This window comes from Acinetobacter sp. BD54 (assembly GCF_044778325.1).
GTDB lineage: Bacteria > Pseudomonadota > Gammaproteobacteria > Pseudomonadales > Moraxellaceae > Acinetobacter > Acinetobacter baumannii.
Map to the genome: position 1 here is coordinate 367,666 of NZ_JANJEP010000003.1, position 19,826 is coordinate 387,491.

A 19,826-nucleotide genomic window follows, 5' to 3' on the forward strand; every position below is an offset into this window, starting at 1 on the left:
AACCAATTTACTTAAGATTTGAGCAATACGATTTTGTCTGATTTTTCTCTATGACATTTAAAAAGTCAGTGGCAAAAGTATGACTCTGACGTAGTGCATCGCGATGATCTCCACCATCAATTGATTGATAAATAGTTGGTTTTTTTGATTTACATAGCTGTTGGTAATAAGCATATGTTCCTCTAGGGTCAACTAAATGATCTTTAGAACCCTGAACAATCATTAACGGTACAGTCGGCACCATATTTTCAATAGACTGCTGTTTTAAATAAGACAAAAGAGGTTTTAAATCTGCATTAGGTCGAAATATGCTAGAAGGAGATTTCTTCAAATCAGATTGAAGTTCAGATAAACAGCGGCTACGTGCTTGAGTCAGCACATTGCCCATTTCTGGACTGACTAAATTCTCAGGAATAATACTTGGCTCTGCTGCTTGCGCTCCCAATAATACAATCGGGAAAAATGCTGCCACACTTGGTTCTGGGTTTGGATGACTCAACACATATTCTGCAATGCCTTCATATTGATAGCCACCTGGCGCAAGAGCAATTGCCCCTTTTAAATCTAGTTCGGGAGCATCTTTTTGACCATAAGCCGCCACGGTAATAGCAGCAGCACCGCCTTGGCTATGCCCCATCACCAACCACTGTTTATTAAAATCTTTTGGCTTAAGCATATGTAACGCCCGCACTGCATCTACTACTGTATACAATTGGCTCTTTGCATTCATATAAGGATGTGCACCTAAAGTACCCAGACCTTGATAATCAGGTGCGACTACTGCATAGCCTCGTGCAAGCCAACCATCTAACGCTTTTGAAGCAACTTCCTGATATGAATGAACTGGTCCACCGGCATAATCACCCGAAGGTGCACAAGTATCGGCTACTCCTGTTGTACCATGCGCCCAAGCTAGTACGGGCCAGCCATTTTTTGGTGGTGTTCCTTTCGGTAATAAAATAAACGCTGAGGCAACGATAGGCTCGTTATTCACACCTCGACTACGATAATTTACTAATAAGCGCTGATCTGCATGCAGAAATAAATCCGTCACATCTTGTTGCGCTATAGAAAGTATTGAGCCCGGTTTTTCACTCACAATTTGCTTACTCAAATCTGTAATTGGAGCAGCCATAGCAGAACCAGATATCAAACAAATACTGCTAAATAAAATTTTTAATAAAGAATTACTTTTTCTAATCAAGGGATTACTCCTCTACTTTCTAATCATCATTTCAAATTAGTTTTATAAAAAATATGCCCCCTATTGCATATAAAGAACCTAACAAGAGGCAAATGAAAGAACTCACATACCAACATAGATGACTATTCCCACTAAATCTAGACTTTAAGCTTAGAAATGCCAATCCATAGAAAATAAAAAAGAGAGCAAAAGCTCTCTTTTTTTAATCTACTGATGGGTTAAAGCGTATGACCCATACGTTCGCCCATGACAACAACAGACTCGGCTTTAAAACGCGTTTCCCACTCGATTTTATCTTTTTCAAATAAAATAATTGCGGTAGAACCTAAATAAAAACGGCCAAGCTCAGCACCTTTCTCTAACTTCAACTCATGATGCTGTAATTCGATACGACCCGATGGTTTTACTTTACCTGTTGCCACAGTTTCAATACCTGCCACAATCATAGCACCGACCAAAACAACGGCCATACGACCAAGCTCAGTATCAAACAAACATACCATACGCTCATTACGGGCAAATAATCCCGGTACATTTTCAGCAGTCACCTGATTTACTGAGAATAACTCACCCGGTACATATAACGTTTCAGTTAATGTGCCTGAAAATGGCATATGAACACGGTGATAATCACGTGGAGAAAGATAAACCGTTGCAAACTCACCTTCTTGGAAAGGTTGAGCAAGTTGTGGATCGCCAATTAACTTTTCTACAGAGAAACTTTGGCCTTTTGCTTGAAATACTTCGCCCGCAGTGATTTTACCAATTTGAGAAATCGCGCCATCCGCTGGTGAAACAATACTATCCGGATTTTCATCAACTAAACGTACGCCATCTTTCAAGGCACGGGTAAAGAAATCATTAAAAGATTTATATTTCAGTGCATTGCCTTGTTCAGCAATTGATAAATCAATGCCGTATTTGGTTTTAAATGCATGAATAACAGCAGCTTTTAAAATTGGATTTTCACTTGCAGCAACTTTACCCACTACACGACTTAACTGATGCTGAGGAACAAGATTTTGTGCCTTAATAAATAATTCTTTTTTTAAGCGAGATGTAAAACTCAAGACGGCGATTCTCCAGTAATGATAGGACTATCGAGGCGATTGCCCCATTCACTCCACGCACCATCATAGGCTTTTGCTTCCCAACCTAAAAGTCTAGCCAGAATATAAGCCAAACCAGAACGGTGATGTGACTGGCAGTATACGACTACAGGTTGTTTTAAATCGAACCCAAGTTGTTCAAGACGCTGCCGCGTGCGTTCAAGCGGATGCAATTTTAGATGATTTTGACGATTAAGTGCAGTACTCCATTCAAAATGGAGGGCATTTGGAATGTGACCACCGCGTCGCGCTGCTAAACGGACGCCACTATATTCATCACTCGTCCGGCAATCCCAGAGTTGCACACTTTCTTGCTCAACTTGTTTGCGTAGTTCTTCATAGTTCACTCTGAACTGAGCAGCATGTGATAAATCGATCTGAATTAAGTTATCAACTCGAGGAAGTTCTTCAACCTCAGCTGTGGTGGGTAAACCTGCACCAAGCCATGCATGAATTCCGCCATTAATTAAACTTGTACGGGTAAAACCTAAGCAATGGAGATTCCAGATTAAACGCCCTGCCCATGCTCCACCTTCATCATCATAGACCACCACATGGTGATTTGGTGAAATATTCAATTTTTCAATAAGCGCTTGTAAACCCGCTTCATCCGGTAAAACACCTGTTGCTTCTTCGTGTTGAGCAACTAACCATTTAGGTTGTAAGTGAATAGCATGCGGAACATGGAGCTGCTCATAAACTGATGCACGGCTCAAATCAACAATACGGATATATTCATTGCCTAAATAAGGCACTAACTCTTCTGCTTCTATTAATAAATCGAGTTTAAAATCAGGGAGTGTCATCGTCATGGTTACTTTTTATACCAGCTTAATTTCATCTTAGCATAAGCTTATATCTATCAAACTCTGATTTTCTGCTAGTGTTTAGCAGAAAATCAGATATTAAAATTCTCAAGTCTTAAGTGGCTGCCAAGCGCTTAAGCTCTATTGTAATTAAATTGCTTCATCCAGCTCTTCGATTTGGAAAACCTGACGTAAATAGGCCAAGAATGTATCGTTATCAGTCATGGTTTTGCCAGGGCTGTCCGAAATTTTAGCAACAGACTGACCATTACACTCAACCAGTTTCAATACAATATTGAGCGGTGTTTGGCCCATGTCATTGGTCAAATTAGTACCAATACCGAAACTCACCTGGAAACGGTCTTTGAAATATTGATGTAGCTCCCAAGCCTTTGGTAAATTAAGGCCATCACTAAAGGTCAACATTTTGGTTTTGGTATCAATTTTTAATTTACGATAGTGTGCATATGCTTTATCACCCCACTCGTACGGATCACCACTGTCATGACGTAAGCCATCAAATAATTTGGCAAAATACAAGTCAAAATCTCTGAGGAAAGCGTCCATACCCACAACATCAGTTAAAGCAATTCCTAAGTCTCCGCGATATTCTTGAACCCACGTTTCTAAAGCAGCTTTTTGAAAGTCACGTAAGCGAACATCAAGCGCCTGAAACGCTTGTAGGAATTCGTGGGCCATGGTTCCAATTGGCGTAATATTTAACTCTTTGGCAAGCAAGACGTTACTTGTACCACGGAACACATTTGGCACAGTGTTATGGAATGCAGCAACTACATGTTTTTGCCATTCAAAACTATAACGACGGCGGGTACCAAAATCAGAAACTAAAAATGGTGGATCATTCGGTTGTTGAGCTTTTTCGTATTGCTGAATTAATTCAAGTTTTGCTTGTAAACGACGCTCGCCTTCAGCCCAGACTTCATCTGTTTTAATTCGGCTAAAATATAATTCATTTACAATGGCTAAAACAAAAATCTCAAACATCATGGCTTGAACCATTGGCCCTTCAATACGGATATCTAATCGACCTTCTTCATCTATACTCGCATGAATAAAACGGCGTTTGAGTTGAAATAATTCTAAATAATCGACAAAGTCGCTTTTAATAAATCGTAATTTTCTTAAATATTGTAGTTCGTCTTCTTTATATTTGAGATTACATAAATGGTCGAGTTGCTCGTTTAAATCATCCAAAATATCCACTAATGGATAGACCGTATCTTCTAAATTTCTGCAACGAAAATGATAGACGCTATGTGTTTGCGGGAATTTATGCAAAACCACTTGTAGCATCGTAAATTTGTACAAGTCTGTATCAAGTAAAGAATGGATAATTGGAGACATAGTCAATGATTATTCGCTTGCTTCTTAGCATTAAAGCATATTTTTCTAGATGAATTGCGAGCTTTTATACCATTGTTGCAGTTCCATGAAATTTCCTTTTAAAAATCATTTAATTTAATTTCTGCTAAACTGCATCCATTCAATTAATTGCAGAAACTTTCTCTAACAATGCGCGCTTTAATACAACGAGTTCTTGAAGCTAAAGTAGTAGTAGACGGTGAAACGACCGGTGAAATCCAGCATGGCTTATTGGTTTTTTTAGGTTTAGGAAAAGAAGATACTTTAGAGAAAGGACAAAAGCTCATCGACAAGATTTTGAAATATCGTATTTTTGATGATGAGCAAGGCAAAATGGGCTGGAATGTATCTCAGGCAAATGGCGGAGTCCTGCTTGTTTCACAGTTCACTTTAATGGCTCAAACGCAAAAAGGACTACGTCCTGACTTTGGTCCGGCCATGCCACCTAGCGACGCAAAAGCACTATATGAACAGTTGGTAGAATATACCCGTTCACAGTTTGAAAATGTTCAAACAGGTATTTTTGCTGCGGACATGAAAGTTCATTTGATTAATGATGGACCAGTCACTTTCAATTTAGAAGTTGAAGCATAAATATAAAAAAACTCCCAATCGGGAGTTTTTTATTAGATCTTAACGACCAGTTTTTTCTTTAATAAAAGCACGTGCTTGACGTACTTTATCTTTTACTGGTTTTGGTAATTTTGGTGGAATCAATTTAGCTGCTTGGTTAAACCAAACGAGCAAGCTGAAATCACCTTCCATTTTAATGCTACCGTCTTGCATACCTGTCATAAATGCTGTTGGGTCACCTTTGAGTAAAGTTTTTACGCCTTGTTCGCTATCTGCAAACTGCAAAATAAAGTCAGCTTTTTCAGGTGATCCAGCAACTGTATCGATGTGACCATGATTAATAATAATTTGGCGAGCCACACCTAAATCAGTACCAATTTGAATGCGGAATGCGCGGTCATGCACTAGCTCAATAAACTTAGGACTTGTACGTGCCAACTGTTTCATACGCAGCGCCAAACCTGCTACCAATAAATCTAACGGGTCTGTACTGACATCAACAAGTGGTAACTTGACTACAGGTATAGAAGAAAGTTTCATGAACATTCACGCCTATTGTATTTTTATGAAAACCTTGGGGCAAAACTCAGCAAGGACTCACCATTGCCTGTTTCGTGCATCGACTGATGATATTCTAATTGGCAACGCAATCTATATATGAAACGTCAACAGACCAGTCTATCGTAGCATAACTGGCTATTTTTTAATAAATGCTTTGTATAATAAAAATCATGTTTTCGTAAATAAAAAAGGCATGCTGTGCATACCTTTTTACCGTTAGATAACAATTAAATTATCGGCTAGAACATTGCTGCTGATCATCTTCATATACTGGCGTGTGTTCTATATATTGGCGATTTGCCAAAGCCTTCTGTGCCTGTTTATCCTCACGTAATAAAACAAATGTAACCATTACCATCGCTAGACTTAGTGCAGTTAAATAACTATATGTGACTGGCATTTCAAAAGTGACTTGAACTCCAAAACGGACCACTTCCAATAGCCCCCAAAAAAACATCCCTGCAAGCATAAAACCAAGCCAACGACGGTAAGGAGAAAAGAACACAGCAACAAGCGCGACAGCAATTAAGCTGAGTCCGGCGATAGCGGCAAAATTCGCTGTTACCATAGAAACCTCCGTCTTAATGAAAACGTCTAAAAACATTCGGTCTGAACACCAGACCTCATTCCAAAAACAACTTTAATTCATGATTTGTGTTGAAGCTTAGAAAGCATTATGGATGTTTTTTTTTAGAAAAAAAGACCTGTTATTTGTCGATGCGACATACTTTGTCGCAACATTCTTTTGTCATTACATTTTTGTAAATTTTAAAAAGTTCTACTTCCTATATGGCATCAATTCTGGCGTGTCATTACAAAAAACTATGCTGTTTTTTTGCCTCAAAATAAGTTTTTTTCAGTTTTTTTTATTGCCTTTTTTCTGTGCATAATTTTGTCATAACTTGCTTGTTTTTATGACTATTCTGCATAAAAAAAGCGCTACTCTTGAGCAGCGCTTAATGATTGTTCACTATTATTTAAGCACGGCTTAAATCTTTATCATGCATACCGAGTAAATACAGTACTCCATCCAGACCAACGCTTGAAATCGCCTGATTTGCATTTTGACGCACCAGTGGTTTAGCACGATATGCTACGCCAAGTCCTGCAATCGCAAGCATCGGTAAATCATTTGCGCCATCGCCAACAGCCATCGCTTGCTCTAGTGAAATACCGAGTTTGTTCGCCAGCTCACGCAGCAACTCTGCTTTACGGGCACCATCAACAATTACACCTTTTACTTCACCAGTCACAACGCCATCTTGTACATCTAAAACGTTAGCGTGAACTTCATCAATGCCTAATTTAGCTTGTAAATATTCAGCAAAATATTGGAAGCCACCAGATAAAATTGCCGTTTTATATCCAAGGGCTTTTAAAGTCGAAATGAGGCGCTCGGCACCTTCGGTGATTGTCAATCGCTCGGCAATTTTAGGTAAAACTGATGCATCAAGACCTTTGAGTAAAGCAACCCGCGCACGGAAACTTTGCTGGAAGTCCAACTCACCTTGCATCGCTCTTTCAGTAATTTCAGCAACTTGCTCGCCCACCCCTGCTTCAAGCGCCAATTCATCAATCACTTCTTGTTCAATTAAAGTTGAATCCATATCGAAGCAGACTAAACGGCGGTTACGTCGATAAGCGTTATCTTCCTGAACAGCCACATCAATATTTAATTCGCTTGAAAGAAGCAAACAAGCTGCACGCATAGCTTGAGCATCTAAAGTCGGACCACTGCTTAAACCAAACTGTACACAAGCACGGCGAGGCAATGCGCTATCTTTTTCAAGATCTACACGACCTGATAAACGAGTTACAGTTTCGATGTTAAAGCCTTGGCTAGACACAATTTGTGTAACGGCTTGTAAATGTGCAGCAGTGAGTTCCGGTGCTAAAGCCGTGACGATATAACGAGTTCGTCCACCTTCGCTGACCCATTGATCGTATTCTGCGCCCGAGATAGGTTTAAAGCGCACTGTTAAGCCAATATCATGTGCTAAAATCAAAATCTCTTTCATTGCCAACGCGGTCGCGGTTTCATTTTCAGAGGCGACCACAATGCCCAATGTCAGTTGATTATGAATAACAGCCTGACCTACATCCAGTATTTGCAATGAATGTACGGATAGTACTTGCATTAATCGGGTAAACTGGTTTGGTTGGTCCGGTCCTAAAAAGGATATAAGAATGATTTCTCGCATGAATTGACTCTAGTCTGAGTGACAACTATTGTAAGAATCATAATCGAATTTCAATATAATTGCCTTGGAAGTTTAACTTGATTGCGCCTAGACAAGGGCTATTTGCTAGCCTACTGATCATTAGTTTTGCATTGCATACCTTTTTATTGGTGATTGCAACGACACACCAGCTCAATGAAAACCGTGCGAGCCAAGGTCAGCTCATGACCAGTCAACTCGTTGCAGACAGCTTATCTGAGCTTGAACCTGCCAATACGGTCTCTTTAGCTCTGATTGCCAATCGCTATGCGACCAATCCAAGTGTGGCATCTATCCGTATTCTTGACGCCAATAAACAAGTTTTGGCAACAAGCGGCATGTCAAAAACTCGCCAAGGTGAAATTTTTGTTCGTGATGCGCTTCAAAACGAGAAAAAAGTCGGTTCTATTGAAATCACACTAATTCAACCAAGTATTGGAGAAATACTTCGTACCCAATGGCTTGCGATTTTAGCTTCACTGTTTTTACATGTTTTATTATGGCTGGCTTACCGTGCCATCGCTCGCCCAACGCGTAGCGAATACTTAGCTCGTATTAATGAAGAAAATCGTTTAAAACATGAAATTCAAGAGTTAACTCAAGCTCTCGCGCTTGAAAAACAAAATACAGTGACCTTGGTTGCTCAAGCTCAGCAGCAAGCTAAAGCTAAACCAATTGTTCGCTCACAACCAGAAAAAAGCTTAGAGTCTACAGACCAAAATACCTTGGCACTTAATATTCAATTTTATGACCCTAAACAGTTATTAAGTAGTGTTAACCAGTCTGTTTCTGTACCGTACTTTAAACTTTGTCAGCTCTTTTTAAACAAGAGTGTTGAGCTATGTACGAAGCATTATCATTTGAAAGCGACTGATATTGATGTTGTAGACGAGTTTCATGCAGAGGGCGCAACACTTGCCATTTCGACTTCACATCCACACGCTGTAGAGTGTCTACTTATGGTAGGTACGGTTTTCCAATTGCTTTCGGACGTTTTATATAAGCGTTACCGTGAAGATAAACGCTTTGCGCTACAAACTCGCAGTGCCGTGTGTCATGCCGTAGAAGCAATGCAAATTGATGCCAAAGAAGCTGCTCAACGTTTAGCGCAACATCTTCATGCGAAGGAATCTGCACTCTACCTTGATAATGAACAGCTTAAAGCAATTCAAGACAGCTATCAGCTTGTTGCAATGCCTAACCCAAGTAATGTCATGACTCGTCATGCATTTATGATCAATGGTATGAATGCTGAATGTGCAGAGCTTGCACAAAATATTCGAACTGAAATTTTGATGGGTAAAAAATCAATTCCTCAAAATGACAGCCCGAGTAGTGCAGCATCTTAAAAATTTATTGTGCGCATTTAAACCTAGCCATTCGGCTAGGTTTTTTTATCTAAATTTATGGTATTTATTTTAAATAATTTTATTTCTTTATGATTTATTTATCTAAATAAAACCGGACCTATGATGTTGAGTCGTAAATTTGGATAAATCAGAATCATAGGCAAAATTCTATAAACAGCGTAAACTATGCGAAATTTATTCAATAGAAATTGTCTTACGACAAAAAAAGGTGAAAGCGAATGCCGCTGAGTCGTGTTGAAGAACTTGTCGCCGATATTCGTGCAGGCAAAATGGTCATCTTAATGGATGACGAAGACCGTGAAAATGAAGGTGACCTTGTCATCGCAGCAACGCATGTACGCCCTGAAGATATTAACTTCATGATTACACATGCACGCGGTTTAGTTTGCTTAACTTTAAGCCGTGAACGTTGTAAACAATTAAACCTCCCGCTGATGGTTGACCAGAACGGTGCCCAGCATGGTACTAACTTTACGTTATCTATCGAAGCAGCTGAAGGTATTACCACAGGTATTTCGGCAGCAGAACGTGCTCACACGATTCAAGCTGCTGTGGCAGCACATGCCAAACCAACCGATATTGTACAACCGGGCCATATTTTCCCACTCATGGCACAGCCAGGTGGTGTATTACACCGTGCAGGTCATACCGAAGCAGGTTGTGATTTAGCACGACTGGCAGGTCTTGAGCCTGCATCTGTCATTTGTGAAATCATCAAAGAAGATGGCACAATGGCACGCCGCGCAGATTTAGAAATTTTTGCTGAGAAGCATGGCCTAAAAATTGGTACAATTGCCGACCTAATCCACTACCGTATGACCAATGAGCAAACTGTAGAACGTTTGGATCAAAGAACGATTCAAACAGAATATGGTTCATTTGAGCTCTATCGCTATCGTGAGATAGGTAACCCTGACATTCACTTGGCTTTAGTTAAAGGTGAGCCAAAAGAAGGTGTTACAACGGTACGTGTACATGGTTTTAGTCCTGTTCGCGATTTGCTTAAGCTAAATAAAGCTGACGGTGAACCGGCTTGGAATCTAGACCGTGCGCTACAAACGATTGCAGCAAGTGACCGCGGCGTTTTAGTCTGGATCGGACAAGATCATTTGCAAGACTTGGGACCAGCGTTGGATGATTTAACTAAGCCAAAACCGGTGAAATCCAATGCAGCACTTTCACATCAATATCAAACCATTGGTGTTGGTGCTCAAATTTTGCGTGATTTAGGTGTTGAAAAAATGAAGCTTCTGAGCTCACCATTGCGTTTCAATGCCTTATCTGGCTTTAATTTAGAAGTAGTGGAATATGTCACTGCTGATCAAATCACAACGAAATAATCGAGGTTGCTATGGCAATTCGCCGTATTGAAGGTTTATTACATCTCGCAAGCGAAGGACGTTATGCGATTTTAGTGGGTCGTTTCAACAGTTTTGTTGTTGAACACTTATTAGAAGGCGCGATCGACACGTTAAAACGTCATGGCGTAAATGAAGATAACATTACTGTTATTCACGCTCCTGGCGCATGGGAACTACCGATCGTTGCTAAAAAATTAGCTACATCAAACCAGTTTGATGCCATTATTGCACTCGGTGCAGTCATTCGTGGTAGCACACCTCACTTTGACTTTGTTGCTGGTGAATGTGCGAAAGGTTTAGGTGTAGTTGCGTTAGAAAGCAGCTTGCCTGTTATCAATGGTGTATTAACTACTGACAGCATCGAGCAAGCAATCGAACGCTCAGGTACAAAAGCAGGAAACAAAGGTAGCGAAGCTGCTTTAACTGCAATTGAAATGGTTAATTTATTAAAGGCAATTTAAAGCATGTCTCAAACACTGCAAGCCGCTTATGCAGCAAAACGTAAAGCACGTCGTTTTGCTGTACAAGGTATTTATGAGTGGCAAATGAGTCACAACCCTGTACATGAAATTGAAGCGCGTACACGTGCTGAAAATGCAATGCACAAGGTAGACTTGAACTATTATCACGAACTACTTACTCAAGTTATCGCTCAGCACGAAGACCTTGATGCGTTACTTATTCCGGTACTTGACCGTGAAATTGACGCGCTAGATGGTGTAGAGCTCGCAACCTTGCGTTTAGGTGCTTACGAGTTACGTGATCATCTAGAAATTCCATATCGTGTGGTACTTGATGAAGCAATCGAACTTGCGAAGCATTTTGGCGGAGCAGACAGTCATAAATACATCAATGGTGTATTAGACCGTTTAAGTTCGACACTGCGTAGCGCAGAAAAACAACAAGCAAAATAATAGGCTTGATGTTCTATGGCTGAGTTCTCAATTATTGATCAATACTTTAATCGTCAGTCACATCCTGACGTTGCGCTTGGTATTGGTGATGACTCAGCCTTAATTACTCCCCCTCCAAATCAACAACTGGTGATCTGTGCCGATACACTTGTTGCTGGACGTCACTTCCCTCTTGAAACCTCGCCCCATGCGATTGGCTGGAAAAGTGTTGCCGTAAATCTGTCTGATATTGCTGCAATGGGTGCCAAACCACATAGTATTTTACTTGCGATCAGCTTGCCTCAAGTTGACCATGAGTGGCTTGAAGGATTTAGTCAGGGAATCTATGACTGTTGTAATCAATTTGGAGTTGCCTTAATTGGCGGAGATACCACTCAAGGTCCGCACCTTACCATTACCGTCACAGCCATGGGCTGGATTGAAACAGGAAAAGCTGTATTACGTTCAGGCGCTAAGGTCGGTGATTATGTTTGTGTAAGTGGGCAGATTGGTGATGCTGCTTATGGGCTTCAGCATTTAGGACATTCCCTACAACAAAGACTGGACTATCCGACGCCACGTTGTAAGCTTGGAGAAGAGCTAAAAGGGCTCGCCTCTAGCATGATCGATGTGTCAGATGGTTTAGCTCAAGATTTAGGACATATTTTAAAAGCATCCACGGTTGGAGCACGACTCATCCTGGAAAAATTACCTGTTGATCCTGTACTGCAACAACTAGAAGAACAACAACGTTGGCAATATGCATTGGCAGGTGGTGATGACTACGAATTATGTTTTACAATAACACCGCAAAATTATGAAAAACTTTTGCAAAAACAACTAGACGTTAAGATTACAATGATTGGACAGATCGTTGAGCAAACAAAACTAACTTTTGAGCATTTGGGTTCAGATTACCCATTGCAAATTCATGGATACCAACACTTTGCATAAACCGCCGATTCATTTTAAAGACATGTCTTGGTTCAACCGCTGCATCGTTTTCTGTGGGGTTGGTTTTGGATCTGGTCTTGCTCCTAAAGCACCTGGTACTTTTGGCTCTGCTTTTGCCTTACTTTTTGTTCCCATCTGGTTATCTCTCGGATTTACTTTAAGTTTAATCGCTATTCTCATCATGTCAGTGGTGGGTATTTATATTTGCGGTCAAACTGCAAAAGTAATCAACGTACACGATGATGGTCGAATTGTGTGGGATGAATTTGCAGGTCAATCTATTACCTTTATTCCCCTGCTCTATTTACAACAAATAAATTGGATTTGGGTAATTACAGGATTTATATTATTTCGAATTTTCGATGTTTGGAAACCTTGGCCTATACGCGTCATTGATCGCCAAGTACACGGTGGTTTTGGTATTATGCTTGACGATATTATTGCCGGTGTATGGGCTGCTCTTTGTACACTAATTATTATCCATTTGAGTTAAATCATTCGAGTTATTCATGTCAACTACTGTCATTATTCTTGCTGCAGGCAAAGGAACGCGAATGCGTTCTCAGCTCCCTAAAGTACTACAACCTTTAGCTGGTCGCCCGCTACTAGGACATGTTATTAAAACAGCAAAACAACTATTAGCAGAAAACATCATTACCATTTATGGACATGGTGGCGATCACGTAAAAAAGACATTCGCACAAGAAAATATTCAGTGGGTTGAACAAGCAGAACAGTTAGGGACCGGTCATGCTGTACAGATGACTTTACCGGTACTTCCTAAAGACGGCATTTCATTAATTTTATACGGTGATGTTCCTTTAGTCCGTCAAACAACACTTGAACAACTGATTGAAGCATCAAATAAAACCGGTATTGGCATGATTACTTTACATGTCGATAACCCAACAGGTTATGGCCGTATTGTCCGCCAAGACGGTAAAATCCAAGCGATTGTTGAACATAAAGACGCAACCGAAGCTCAGCGTCAAATTCAAGAAATCAACACAGGTATTTACTGTGTCAGCAATGCAAAACTGCATGAGTGGTTGCCTAAGCTTTCAAATGAAAATGCACAAGGCGAATACTATTTAACTGATATCGTTGCGATGGCTGTTGCTGATGGTTTAGAAATCGCCTCAATTCAACCAGAGCTCGCATTTGAAGTTGAAGGTGTAAATGACCGCCTGCAACTTGCAGCACTTGAGCGTGAATTTCAGAAGCAACAAGCAAAAGAACTTATGCAGCAAGGCGTAACTTTTGCTGATCCTGCACGTTTTGATTTACGTGGTACAGTAAAAGTTGGTCATGATGTCCGTATTGATGTGAATGTCATTATTGAAGGCGACTGTGAACTCGGTGACTTTGTCGAAATCGGTGCTGGCTGTATCTTAAAAAATACAACCATTGCAGCGGGCACTAAAGTCCAAGCATACAGCGTTTTTGATGGAGCAGTTGTTGGGGAAAATACCCAAATTGGTCCTTTCGCACGCTTACGTCCAGGTGCTAAATTGGCAAACGAAGTACATATCGGCAACTTTGTTGAAGTCAAAAATACAACGATCGGTCTAGGCAGTAAAGCTAACCATTTCACCTATTTAGGTGATGCCGAGATCGGCGCTGAATCAAATATTGGGGCAGGTACAATCACCTGCAATTATGATGGTGCAAATAAACACAAAACCACTATTGGCGATGCAGTTTTTATCGGTTCTAATAGCTCGCTGGTTGCGCCTGTGACTATTGGTAATGGAGCAACAGTCGGTGCGGGTTCTGTGATTACGAAAGATGTGGCTGAACAAAGTCTCTCCTTTGAGCGTGCTCAACAAATTTCTAAAGCAAATTATCAACGTCCCCAAAAGCTTAAAAAATAAGAGGATTGAAGTATGTGTGGTATCGTCGGAGGCGTTGCAGAACGTTGTGTAACCGAGATTTTAATTGAAGGTTTAAAACGTCTTGAATATCGTGGTTATGATTCGGCTGGTGTTGCTTTACTGAACAAGCAACAGATTTTACGTGAACGTCGTGTTGGTAAGGTAATCAATCTTGAAGATGCCGTTGCTGATCAACAACTCACGGGGACAATCGGTATTGCTCATACCCGTTGGGCAACACATGGTAAACCAACCGAAAATAATGCTCACCCGCACATGTCAGGCAAGGTAGCAGTCGTCCACAACGGTATTATCGAGAACTATCAAGAGCTTAAAGATGACCTTCAAGCTTTAGGATATGTATTTACTTCTCAAACAGATACTGAAGTGGTAGCCCATTTAGTTGCAGAAGCTCTAAAAAATACTGATAGTTTACTTGAAGCAGTAGAATCTGTAGTTCCTCAGCTTAAAGGTGCCTATGCGTTAGGTATTATTCACAGCGATTACCCAGATGAACTCATTACTGTACGTGAAGGTTCACCACTTGTAATTGGTGTGGGTATTGGCGAAAACTTTATCAGTTCAGACCAATTGGCTCTTTTACCAGTAACAAACCGTTTTATTTACTTAGAGGAAGGCGATATTGCCCGTCTTACTCGTACTTCAATTGAAGTATTTGTAAAAGGTGAACGTGTTGAACGTCCAGTTAAAGAACTTGATGCAACTGTAAGCAGTGCTTCAAAAGGTGAATATAAACACTACATGCTCAAAGAAATTTATGAGCAGCCTGAAGCAATCAAACAAACAATTTCTCAAGCACTTGATGGCAACAATTTACGTGATGATTTCTTGAAAGATGCTGATGCAGATTTCAGTAAACTTCAAAGTGTTCAAATTATTGCGTGTGGTACAAGTTATCACTCAGGAATGATCGCTAAATATTGGTTTGAACAGCTAATTGGTGTGCCATGCCAAGTTGAGATTGCGAGTGAATTCCGTTATCGCTCACCAGTGATTGTGGAAAATACACTTTACATCTGTATTTCACAATCAGGTGAAACAGCAGATACCTTAGCTGCACTACGTGAAACTCAAAAACGTGCTAAAGCAAATAATATCGATATTCAGACTTTAACGATCTGTAACGTCGCAACTTCTTCAATGGTACGTGAAACTGATCACCACTTATTGACGCTTGCAGGCCCAGAGATTGGTGTTGCATCAACAAAAGCGTTCACGACTCAGCTCGCTGCATTAATGTTGTTAATCTTGAAAATTGGTCAAGTGAAACAGCGTATTAGCAATGTGATGATTGAAGAGCTTGCTCGTGAATTGTGGCACAGCCCGAAAGTCATTCTTGATACGCTTAAGCAAGATGCTGAAATTTTACGTTTATCAGAATTGTTCGTTGAAAAACAACACTGTTTATTCTTAGGCCGTGGCACACACTATCCAATCGCTTTGGAGGGTGCATTAAAGCTTAAAGAAATTTCATATATTCACGCAGAAGGTTATGCGGCTGGTGAGTTAAAACATGGCCCATTGGCACTTGTTGATACTGAAATGCCAATCGTGATTCTTGCGCCAAATGACGAAATGCTTGATAAGCTTAAGTCGAATATGGAAGAAGTTCAGGCGCGTGGCGGTGAGTTATTCGTTTTTGCTGATGAAAATAGCGGTGTAGTCGAAAAAGATCGTCAACACGTTGTACAAATTCCAGCAGTAAACGAATGGCTTGCACCAATCATTTATAGCGTACCAGTTCAGTTGTTGTCTTATCACGTTGCTGTATTACGTGGTACAGACGTTGACCAGCCACGTAACTTGGCGAAGTCAGTAACTGTAGAGTAATTCAAAAAAGATCATTATTAAGACATCACCTGCTTTAATAACTGATTGATTAAGCCCGATATGCATTAATTGCCTATTGGGCTTTTTATAGCTCTACAGCTTTTACAGACAATTTCTCAGATAACAAAGAAAAAGTAACATCCGCAACTTCCAACGGGTCTGAACTGGTCCAAATAATATGATTTCCCTCATTTGGACTTTCAGAACTTAAATGATATTGATTGAGCTGCCGTATTAATTGCGCTGTTACAGCTTCTGAAGGCTCAATAATTTGAATATCACAACCTACAATTTCCTGAATCGTGTCTGAAACAAATGGATAGTGTGTGCATCCCAAAATAATCGTATCGACTTTTTGTTCGACCAACGGCGCCAAAATATTTTTTAAATAATCTTTAACTTCCGCGGTATGTGCTTTGCCCGTTTCAATTTTTTCGGCTAAGCCAATACACGGCACTAAAGACACTTTAATATCTTGCGCATACGTTTCAATTAAACTCTTTAAGTTTTTGCCCTTCACCGTGGTAGCAGTTGCCAAAACCGCAATATGCTTGCTCACAGTCATTGCCACCGCGGGTTTTACCGCTGGTTCAATCGCAATAAGTGGCACATTAATTTGCGCTCTAATCGTTTCAACCGCAACAGCCGTCATGGTATTACAAGCAAGCACGATCGCTTTGCATTTGCCCTGAGCAACTAGGTTTGAAATTAAATGCGTGGTCCTTGAAACAATCCAGTCGCTTTCTCTGTCTCCATAAGGGACATATTTCGAGTCGGCGAAATAGATAATATCTTCATTCGGTAGCGCCTCCCGAATATGCTTAAAGAGAGACAACCCACCTAAACCAGAATCAATCATTCCAATCGGGTTGTTATTGTTATTCATTGTTTGTCCTGTATTTCATATATTTAGAAAAATTCTTTCATGGTTGCCAAGTCATTGAGCACGACTTTGGGCTGAATGGTTTTTAATTTTTCAGCCGATGTATAACCCCAACCTACCGCAGCAAAATCAATGCCTGCTTTATGTGCAGCTTCGCCATCAGTCGTTTGGTCTCCGACATAAATGGCCTGCTCTTTATTTAAATTCAAAATATTGAGAACACGCTTAATTCGTTTAGCTTTGCCAAATATAGACGAGCCACCATCAATATGGCTAAAAAGTTCACATAGTTCTTTACCCAGTACATTTTGACAGTTTTCTTTAGAGTTTGAAGTAATAATTGCGAGCGTATAACCCCGCTTATGCAGTTCAATTAAGTGGTCCCGCATACCCTCAAACAAATGAATTTCTTCATCTCTTTCTTTCATTAACCGAATAAAGTCTTTCGCAATCCAAGGCAGTTTCCACCGAGAAACGTTCATCTCTTTCATAATTTCTCTAGGCGTAAGTTGTTTGTAGTAATCGACTTCGTGAAGGCTTACCGATTTAAACTTATACTTTGCGGAAAGTTGATTTAAAACGCTTAGAAAAAAATGAAAGGAGTCGGCTAAGGTGCCATCTAAATCAAAAATAATAGCCTGATATTCTTTTAGGTTTTTTTCCATTTCTAGTTTCGAAAATATATTTTTTATTATTATATTCTGTTTTCTATCGGTTTTTAAATCAGGCCCAACGAGGACCTGACCTAAATTTCGATTTTTGTTTTAAGCTGCCGCTTTTTGTTCCTTTATCCAATTTTTAATACGGGCATCGAGTATATTTAAAGGCAAGGTTCCTGCATTTAAAACCATGTCATGGAATGCTTTGATATCAAAACGGTCTCCAAGCTCATGTTTCGCGAGTTCCCGTAGCTCTAAAATTTTGAGTTGGCCCATCTTATATGCTAATGCTTGGGCAGGAATAGCGATATAGCGATCCGTCTCTGCCTGAATATCAGGTTCATCTAAAGCAGAGTGTTCACGCATAAAATCAATCATTTGCTGACGCGTCCACTTTTTATAATGCACGCCAGTGTCCACCACTAAGCGACAAGCGCGGAACAATTCACTCGAGAGTCTTCCATAGTCTGAAAGCGGGTCTTTATAGAAACCAACGTCCTTGCCCAGTTGCTCTGTGTAAAGTGCCCATCCTTCAATATAAGCGGTATGGTTAGGTTGCTTTCGGAACATCGGCAAATTTGGCAGGTTTTGGGCAATATCAATCTGCATATGGTGGCCGGGAATTGCCTCATGGTAAGCGGTTGCTTCCATTGATATTTTGGAACGTTCAGAGAAGTCGCCAGTATTTACATATACCTGTCCCGGCCGTGAACCATCAGGCGTTCCTTGATGATACTCCGCACCTGCCGCTTCTTTTTCGCGATATTGCTCTACAGGCAAAACTTCGACTTTATTTTTGGGTAACAAACCAAAGAGCTTTGGCAACTCTGGTTGCATTTGGGCAATATATCCTCGATAAATCTCTAAAATTTCTTCACGAGATTTTGGGAAAACAGCTGGATTTGTTTTTAGAGATTGTTGGAAACTTTTTAAGTCATTGAAACCTTGTGCTTTGGCAATTTTCAGTATTTCCGCTTCTATACGAGCAACTTCTTTTAACCCGAGCTGATGAATGTTTTCAGGGCTTTCCGAGGTTGTCGTATTATTTTCTACATAAAAGCGATAGAGCTCGTCACCGTTTGGCAAGCTCCATATACCCTCGTGTTGTCGTCCATGGGGTAAGTAATCTTTCTGAATAAACGTCCCGAGTTTTTGATAAGCAGGCCGAACATTCTGATCTATGGCCTGTAGTATTTCACGGCTTAAACGCTCTTGTTCTGCTTTCGAAATATTTTTTGGAAATTGCTTTAATGGAGAAGCAAAAACACTGTCCTTTCCTGCGGGAGCTGCAATGATATTAATCTGCTTTGCCACCTTTTCAATTAAATATTTGGGTGGCATCAAGCCATCTTTTTGTCCTTGTTTCGCTAACTGAATACCTTGATCAAGAATAAGAGGAATTTGTTTTAAACGAGAAATATAGTCTTGATATTGCTTAGTATTATCAAATGGAATCGAACTAATAAATCCCGGAAATTGTAAATGTAGCCCCCACATTTGATTAAAAGGCATCTCATACAATTTCAAATCATAATTTTTAAGTGTTTCTTTCAACTGATAAATCATTAAATCTTTATTTAATTGGTCAGTTGCTGAAAACCCTGTGCTATCAATTGCTTCAAAACGTTTTAAAAAATTTTGCGTACTTTTTTTATCTTTCTCGATCTGAGTTTTTGAAAACTCGGTCCATCGATCGTTATAGCGTAAATCTCCTAAAACGGTTGCAGTTTCAGGACTATTTTTCAAAGTATATTCCCACTGTTCTTGTAAAAGTTGGTTTAAAGCTTTCACCCGAATAGAGACATCACTCTTTTGTTTAGATTGTGATTTTTCGATGGTATTTGTATTTATTTCAGGGGTTGCAGCATTAGAAGAATGAGACATCCAAAATAAAACACTGATACAAGCAAAATGTAAGGCTCTGTTTTTCATTTAATTATCCAAATATATTTAACAAAGGTTAAAATAAAGACAAAACAAATTACGTGCCAAGCAGCATATAAAATAGTGTAAAAATCGAGTATTTTTTAACTCAATGATTTTATAAATTAATTTTCTTTTTAATTAAATTATTTATAGTTGCTATCTATATTCCGTATCTGACTTTAATTTACCAGATAGTCAAA

The 19,826-nt window shown here is 39.9% G+C and carries 19 protein-coding genes; 9 read left to right on the forward strand and 10 right to left on the reverse strand.

Features of this window, described 5'->3' with window-relative positions:
• Positions 1-7: 7 nt before the first annotated feature.
• The 4 genes from NQ782_RS06960 to pncB all read right to left on the reverse strand — a co-directional run bounded on the left by NQ782_RS06960 (position 8) and on the right by pncB (position 4,484).
• Positions 8-1,204 (reverse strand): alpha/beta fold hydrolase, encoded by a 1,197-nt coding sequence (locus NQ782_RS06960; RefSeq protein ID WP_086231063.1) that lies wholly within the window; start codon positions 1,202-1,204, stop codon positions 8-10.
• A gap of 218 nt (positions 1,205-1,422) precedes the next feature.
• Positions 1,423-2,274 (reverse strand): archaetidylserine decarboxylase, encoded by an 852-nt coding sequence (gene asd, locus NQ782_RS06965; protein WP_057094245.1) that lies wholly within the window; start codon positions 2,272-2,274, stop codon positions 1,423-1,425.
• Positions 2,271-3,119: a sulfurtransferase gene (locus NQ782_RS06970; protein ID WP_000174475.1), complete on the reverse strand. Its 849-nt coding sequence runs from the start codon at positions 3,117-3,119 to the stop codon at positions 2,271-2,273. Before NQ782_RS06970 ends, asd begins: the two co-directional genes overlap by 4 nt.
• 150 nt (positions 3,120-3,269) lie before the next feature.
• Positions 3,270-4,484: a nicotinate phosphoribosyltransferase gene (gene pncB, locus NQ782_RS06975; RefSeq protein WP_000074557.1), complete on the reverse strand. Its 1,215-nt coding sequence runs from the start codon at positions 4,482-4,484 to the stop codon at positions 3,270-3,272.
• 168 nt (positions 4,485-4,652) lie between these two features.
• Between pncB and dtd the strand changes: the two genes are divergently transcribed.
• On the forward strand, positions 4,653-5,096 hold the full coding sequence (gene dtd, locus NQ782_RS06980; RefSeq protein WP_057094247.1) for a D-aminoacyl-tRNA deacylase: 444 nt from the start codon (positions 4,653-4,655) through the stop codon (positions 5,094-5,096).
• Between the two features lie 39 nt (positions 5,097-5,135).
• Here dtd and NQ782_RS06985 read toward each other — a convergent pair whose 3' ends face one another.
• The 3 genes from NQ782_RS06985 to serB form a co-directional block, all read right to left on the reverse strand.
• Positions 5,136-5,615: a hypothetical protein gene (locus NQ782_RS06985; RefSeq protein WP_000778126.1), complete on the reverse strand. Its 480-nt coding sequence runs from the start codon at positions 5,613-5,615 to the stop codon at positions 5,136-5,138.
• Between the two features lie 253 nt (positions 5,616-5,868).
• On the reverse strand, positions 5,869-6,204 hold the full coding sequence (gene aciT, locus NQ782_RS06990) for a ciprofloxacin tolerance protein AciT (protein ID WP_000255593.1): 336 nt from the start codon (positions 6,202-6,204) through the stop codon (positions 5,869-5,871).
• A gap of 409 nt (positions 6,205-6,613) precedes the next feature.
• Positions 6,614-7,837, reverse strand: coding sequence for a phosphoserine phosphatase SerB (serB, locus tag NQ782_RS06995; protein WP_057094249.1), 1,224 nt, complete (start codon positions 7,835-7,837; stop codon positions 6,614-6,616).
• A 59-nt stretch (positions 7,838-7,896) separates the two neighbouring features.
• Here serB and NQ782_RS07000 point away from each other — a divergent pair, with 59 nt between their 5' ends.
• The 8 genes from NQ782_RS07000 to glmS all read left to right on the forward strand — a co-directional run bounded on the left by NQ782_RS07000 (position 7,897) and on the right by glmS (position 16,158).
• Positions 7,897-9,204, forward strand: a complete 1,308-nt coding sequence (locus NQ782_RS07000) for a hypothetical protein (RefSeq protein WP_086231062.1) — start codon at positions 7,897-7,899, stop codon at positions 9,202-9,204.
• A gap of 239 nt (positions 9,205-9,443) precedes the next feature.
• Positions 9,444-10,565 carry a bifunctional 3,4-dihydroxy-2-butanone-4-phosphate synthase/GTP cyclohydrolase II gene (ribBA, locus tag NQ782_RS07005; RefSeq protein WP_001131392.1) on the forward strand — a complete coding sequence of 374 codons (1,122 nt, stop codon included), beginning with the start codon at positions 9,444-9,446 and terminating at the stop codon, positions 10,563-10,565.
• A gap of 11 nt (positions 10,566-10,576) precedes the next feature.
• The gene (ribE, locus tag NQ782_RS07010; protein WP_001007829.1) at positions 10,577-11,047 is read left to right on the forward strand and encodes a 6,7-dimethyl-8-ribityllumazine synthase; all 471 of its coding nucleotides are present in this window, start codon (positions 10,577-10,579) and stop codon (positions 11,045-11,047) included.
• 3 nt (positions 11,048-11,050) lie between these two features.
• On the forward strand, positions 11,051-11,500 hold the full coding sequence (gene nusB / locus NQ782_RS07015) for a transcription antitermination factor NusB (protein WP_000084188.1): 450 nt from the start codon (positions 11,051-11,053) through the stop codon (positions 11,498-11,500).
• Positions 11,501-11,515: 15 nt separating this feature from the next.
• Positions 11,516-12,433 (forward strand): thiamine-phosphate kinase, encoded by a 918-nt coding sequence (thiL, locus tag NQ782_RS07020; protein ID WP_005109237.1) that lies wholly within the window; start codon positions 11,516-11,518, stop codon positions 12,431-12,433.
• On the forward strand, positions 12,411-12,926 hold the full coding sequence (locus NQ782_RS07025) for a phosphatidylglycerophosphatase A (RefSeq protein WP_000380675.1): 516 nt from the start codon (positions 12,411-12,413) through the stop codon (positions 12,924-12,926). The genes thiL and NQ782_RS07025 overlap by 23 nt, the downstream gene beginning before the upstream one ends.
• 16 nt (positions 12,927-12,942) lie before the next feature.
• The gene (gene glmU, locus NQ782_RS07030; RefSeq protein ID WP_000108581.1) at positions 12,943-14,307 is read left to right on the forward strand and encodes a bifunctional UDP-N-acetylglucosamine diphosphorylase/glucosamine-1-phosphate N-acetyltransferase GlmU; all 1,365 of its coding nucleotides are present in this window, start codon (positions 12,943-12,945) and stop codon (positions 14,305-14,307) included.
• 12 nt (positions 14,308-14,319) lie between these two features.
• A complete protein-coding gene (gene glmS, locus NQ782_RS07035) occupies positions 14,320-16,158 on the forward strand; it encodes a glutamine--fructose-6-phosphate transaminase (isomerizing) (protein WP_000334178.1) in 1,839 nt (612 codons plus the stop codon).
• A gap of 85 nt (positions 16,159-16,243) precedes the next feature.
• On the opposite strand, the gene murI is transcribed toward glmS, so the two are convergent.
• From murI to NQ782_RS07050, 3 genes are all read right to left on the reverse strand, one after another.
• Positions 16,244-17,044, reverse strand: coding sequence for a glutamate racemase (murI, locus tag NQ782_RS07040; protein ID WP_057094253.1), 801 nt, complete (start codon positions 17,042-17,044; stop codon positions 16,244-16,246).
• A 23-nt stretch (positions 17,045-17,067) separates the two neighbouring features.
• On the reverse strand, positions 17,068-17,706 hold the full coding sequence (locus tag NQ782_RS07045) for an HAD family hydrolase (RefSeq protein ID WP_000414391.1): 639 nt from the start codon (positions 17,704-17,706) through the stop codon (positions 17,068-17,070).
• Between the two features lie 99 nt (positions 17,707-17,805).
• Entirely contained in the window at positions 17,806-19,632 is a 1,827-nt protein-coding gene (locus tag NQ782_RS07050) for a DUF885 family protein (protein ID WP_057094255.1), read from the reverse strand.
• Positions 19,633-19,826: the final 194 nt, after the last annotated feature.

What these genes read in the sequence shown, in the direction of transcription:
- NQ782_RS07025 (WP_000380675.1), top strand. Translation starts at nt 12,411, where the DNA reads ATGGATACCAACACTTTGCATAAACCGCCGATTCATTTTAAAGACATG.
- murI (WP_057094253.1), bottom strand. Translation starts at nt 17,044, where the DNA reads ATGAATAACAATAACAACCCGATTGGAATGATTGATTCTGGTTTAGGT.
- dtd (WP_057094247.1), top strand. Translation starts at nt 4,653, where the DNA reads ATGCGCGCTTTAATACAACGAGTTCTTGAAGCTAAAGTAGTAGTAGAC.
- nusB (WP_000084188.1), top strand. Translation starts at nt 11,051, where the DNA reads ATGTCTCAAACACTGCAAGCCGCTTATGCAGCAAAACGTAAAGCACGT.
- NQ782_RS06985 (WP_000778126.1), bottom strand. Translation starts at nt 5,615, where the DNA reads ATGAAACTTTCTTCTATACCTGTAGTCAAGTTACCACTTGTTGATGTC.
- NQ782_RS07050 (WP_057094255.1), bottom strand. Translation starts at nt 19,632, where the DNA reads ATGAAAAACAGAGCCTTACATTTTGCTTGTATCAGTGTTTTATTTTGG.
- aciT (WP_000255593.1), bottom strand. Translation starts at nt 6,204, where the DNA reads ATGGTAACAGCGAATTTTGCCGCTATCGCCGGACTCAGCTTAATTGCT.
- thiL (WP_005109237.1), top strand. Translation starts at nt 11,516, where the DNA reads ATGGCTGAGTTCTCAATTATTGATCAATACTTTAATCGTCAGTCACAT.
- pncB (WP_000074557.1), bottom strand. Translation starts at nt 4,484, where the DNA reads ATGTCTCCAATTATCCATTCTTTACTTGATACAGACTTGTACAAATTT.
- serB (WP_057094249.1), bottom strand. Translation starts at nt 7,837, where the DNA reads ATGCGAGAAATCATTCTTATATCCTTTTTAGGACCGGACCAACCAAAC.
- ribE (WP_001007829.1), top strand. Translation starts at nt 10,577, where the DNA reads ATGGCAATTCGCCGTATTGAAGGTTTATTACATCTCGCAAGCGAAGGA.
- NQ782_RS06970 (WP_000174475.1), bottom strand. Translation starts at nt 3,119, where the DNA reads ATGACACTCCCTGATTTTAAACTCGATTTATTAATAGAAGCAGAAGAG.
- NQ782_RS07045 (WP_000414391.1), bottom strand. Translation starts at nt 17,706, where the DNA reads ATGGAAAAAAACCTAAAAGAATATCAGGCTATTATTTTTGATTTAGAT.
- ribBA (WP_001131392.1), top strand. Translation starts at nt 9,444, where the DNA reads ATGCCGCTGAGTCGTGTTGAAGAACTTGTCGCCGATATTCGTGCAGGC.
- glmS (WP_000334178.1), top strand. Translation starts at nt 14,320, where the DNA reads ATGTGTGGTATCGTCGGAGGCGTTGCAGAACGTTGTGTAACCGAGATT.
- glmU (WP_000108581.1), top strand. Translation starts at nt 12,943, where the DNA reads ATGTCAACTACTGTCATTATTCTTGCTGCAGGCAAAGGAACGCGAATG.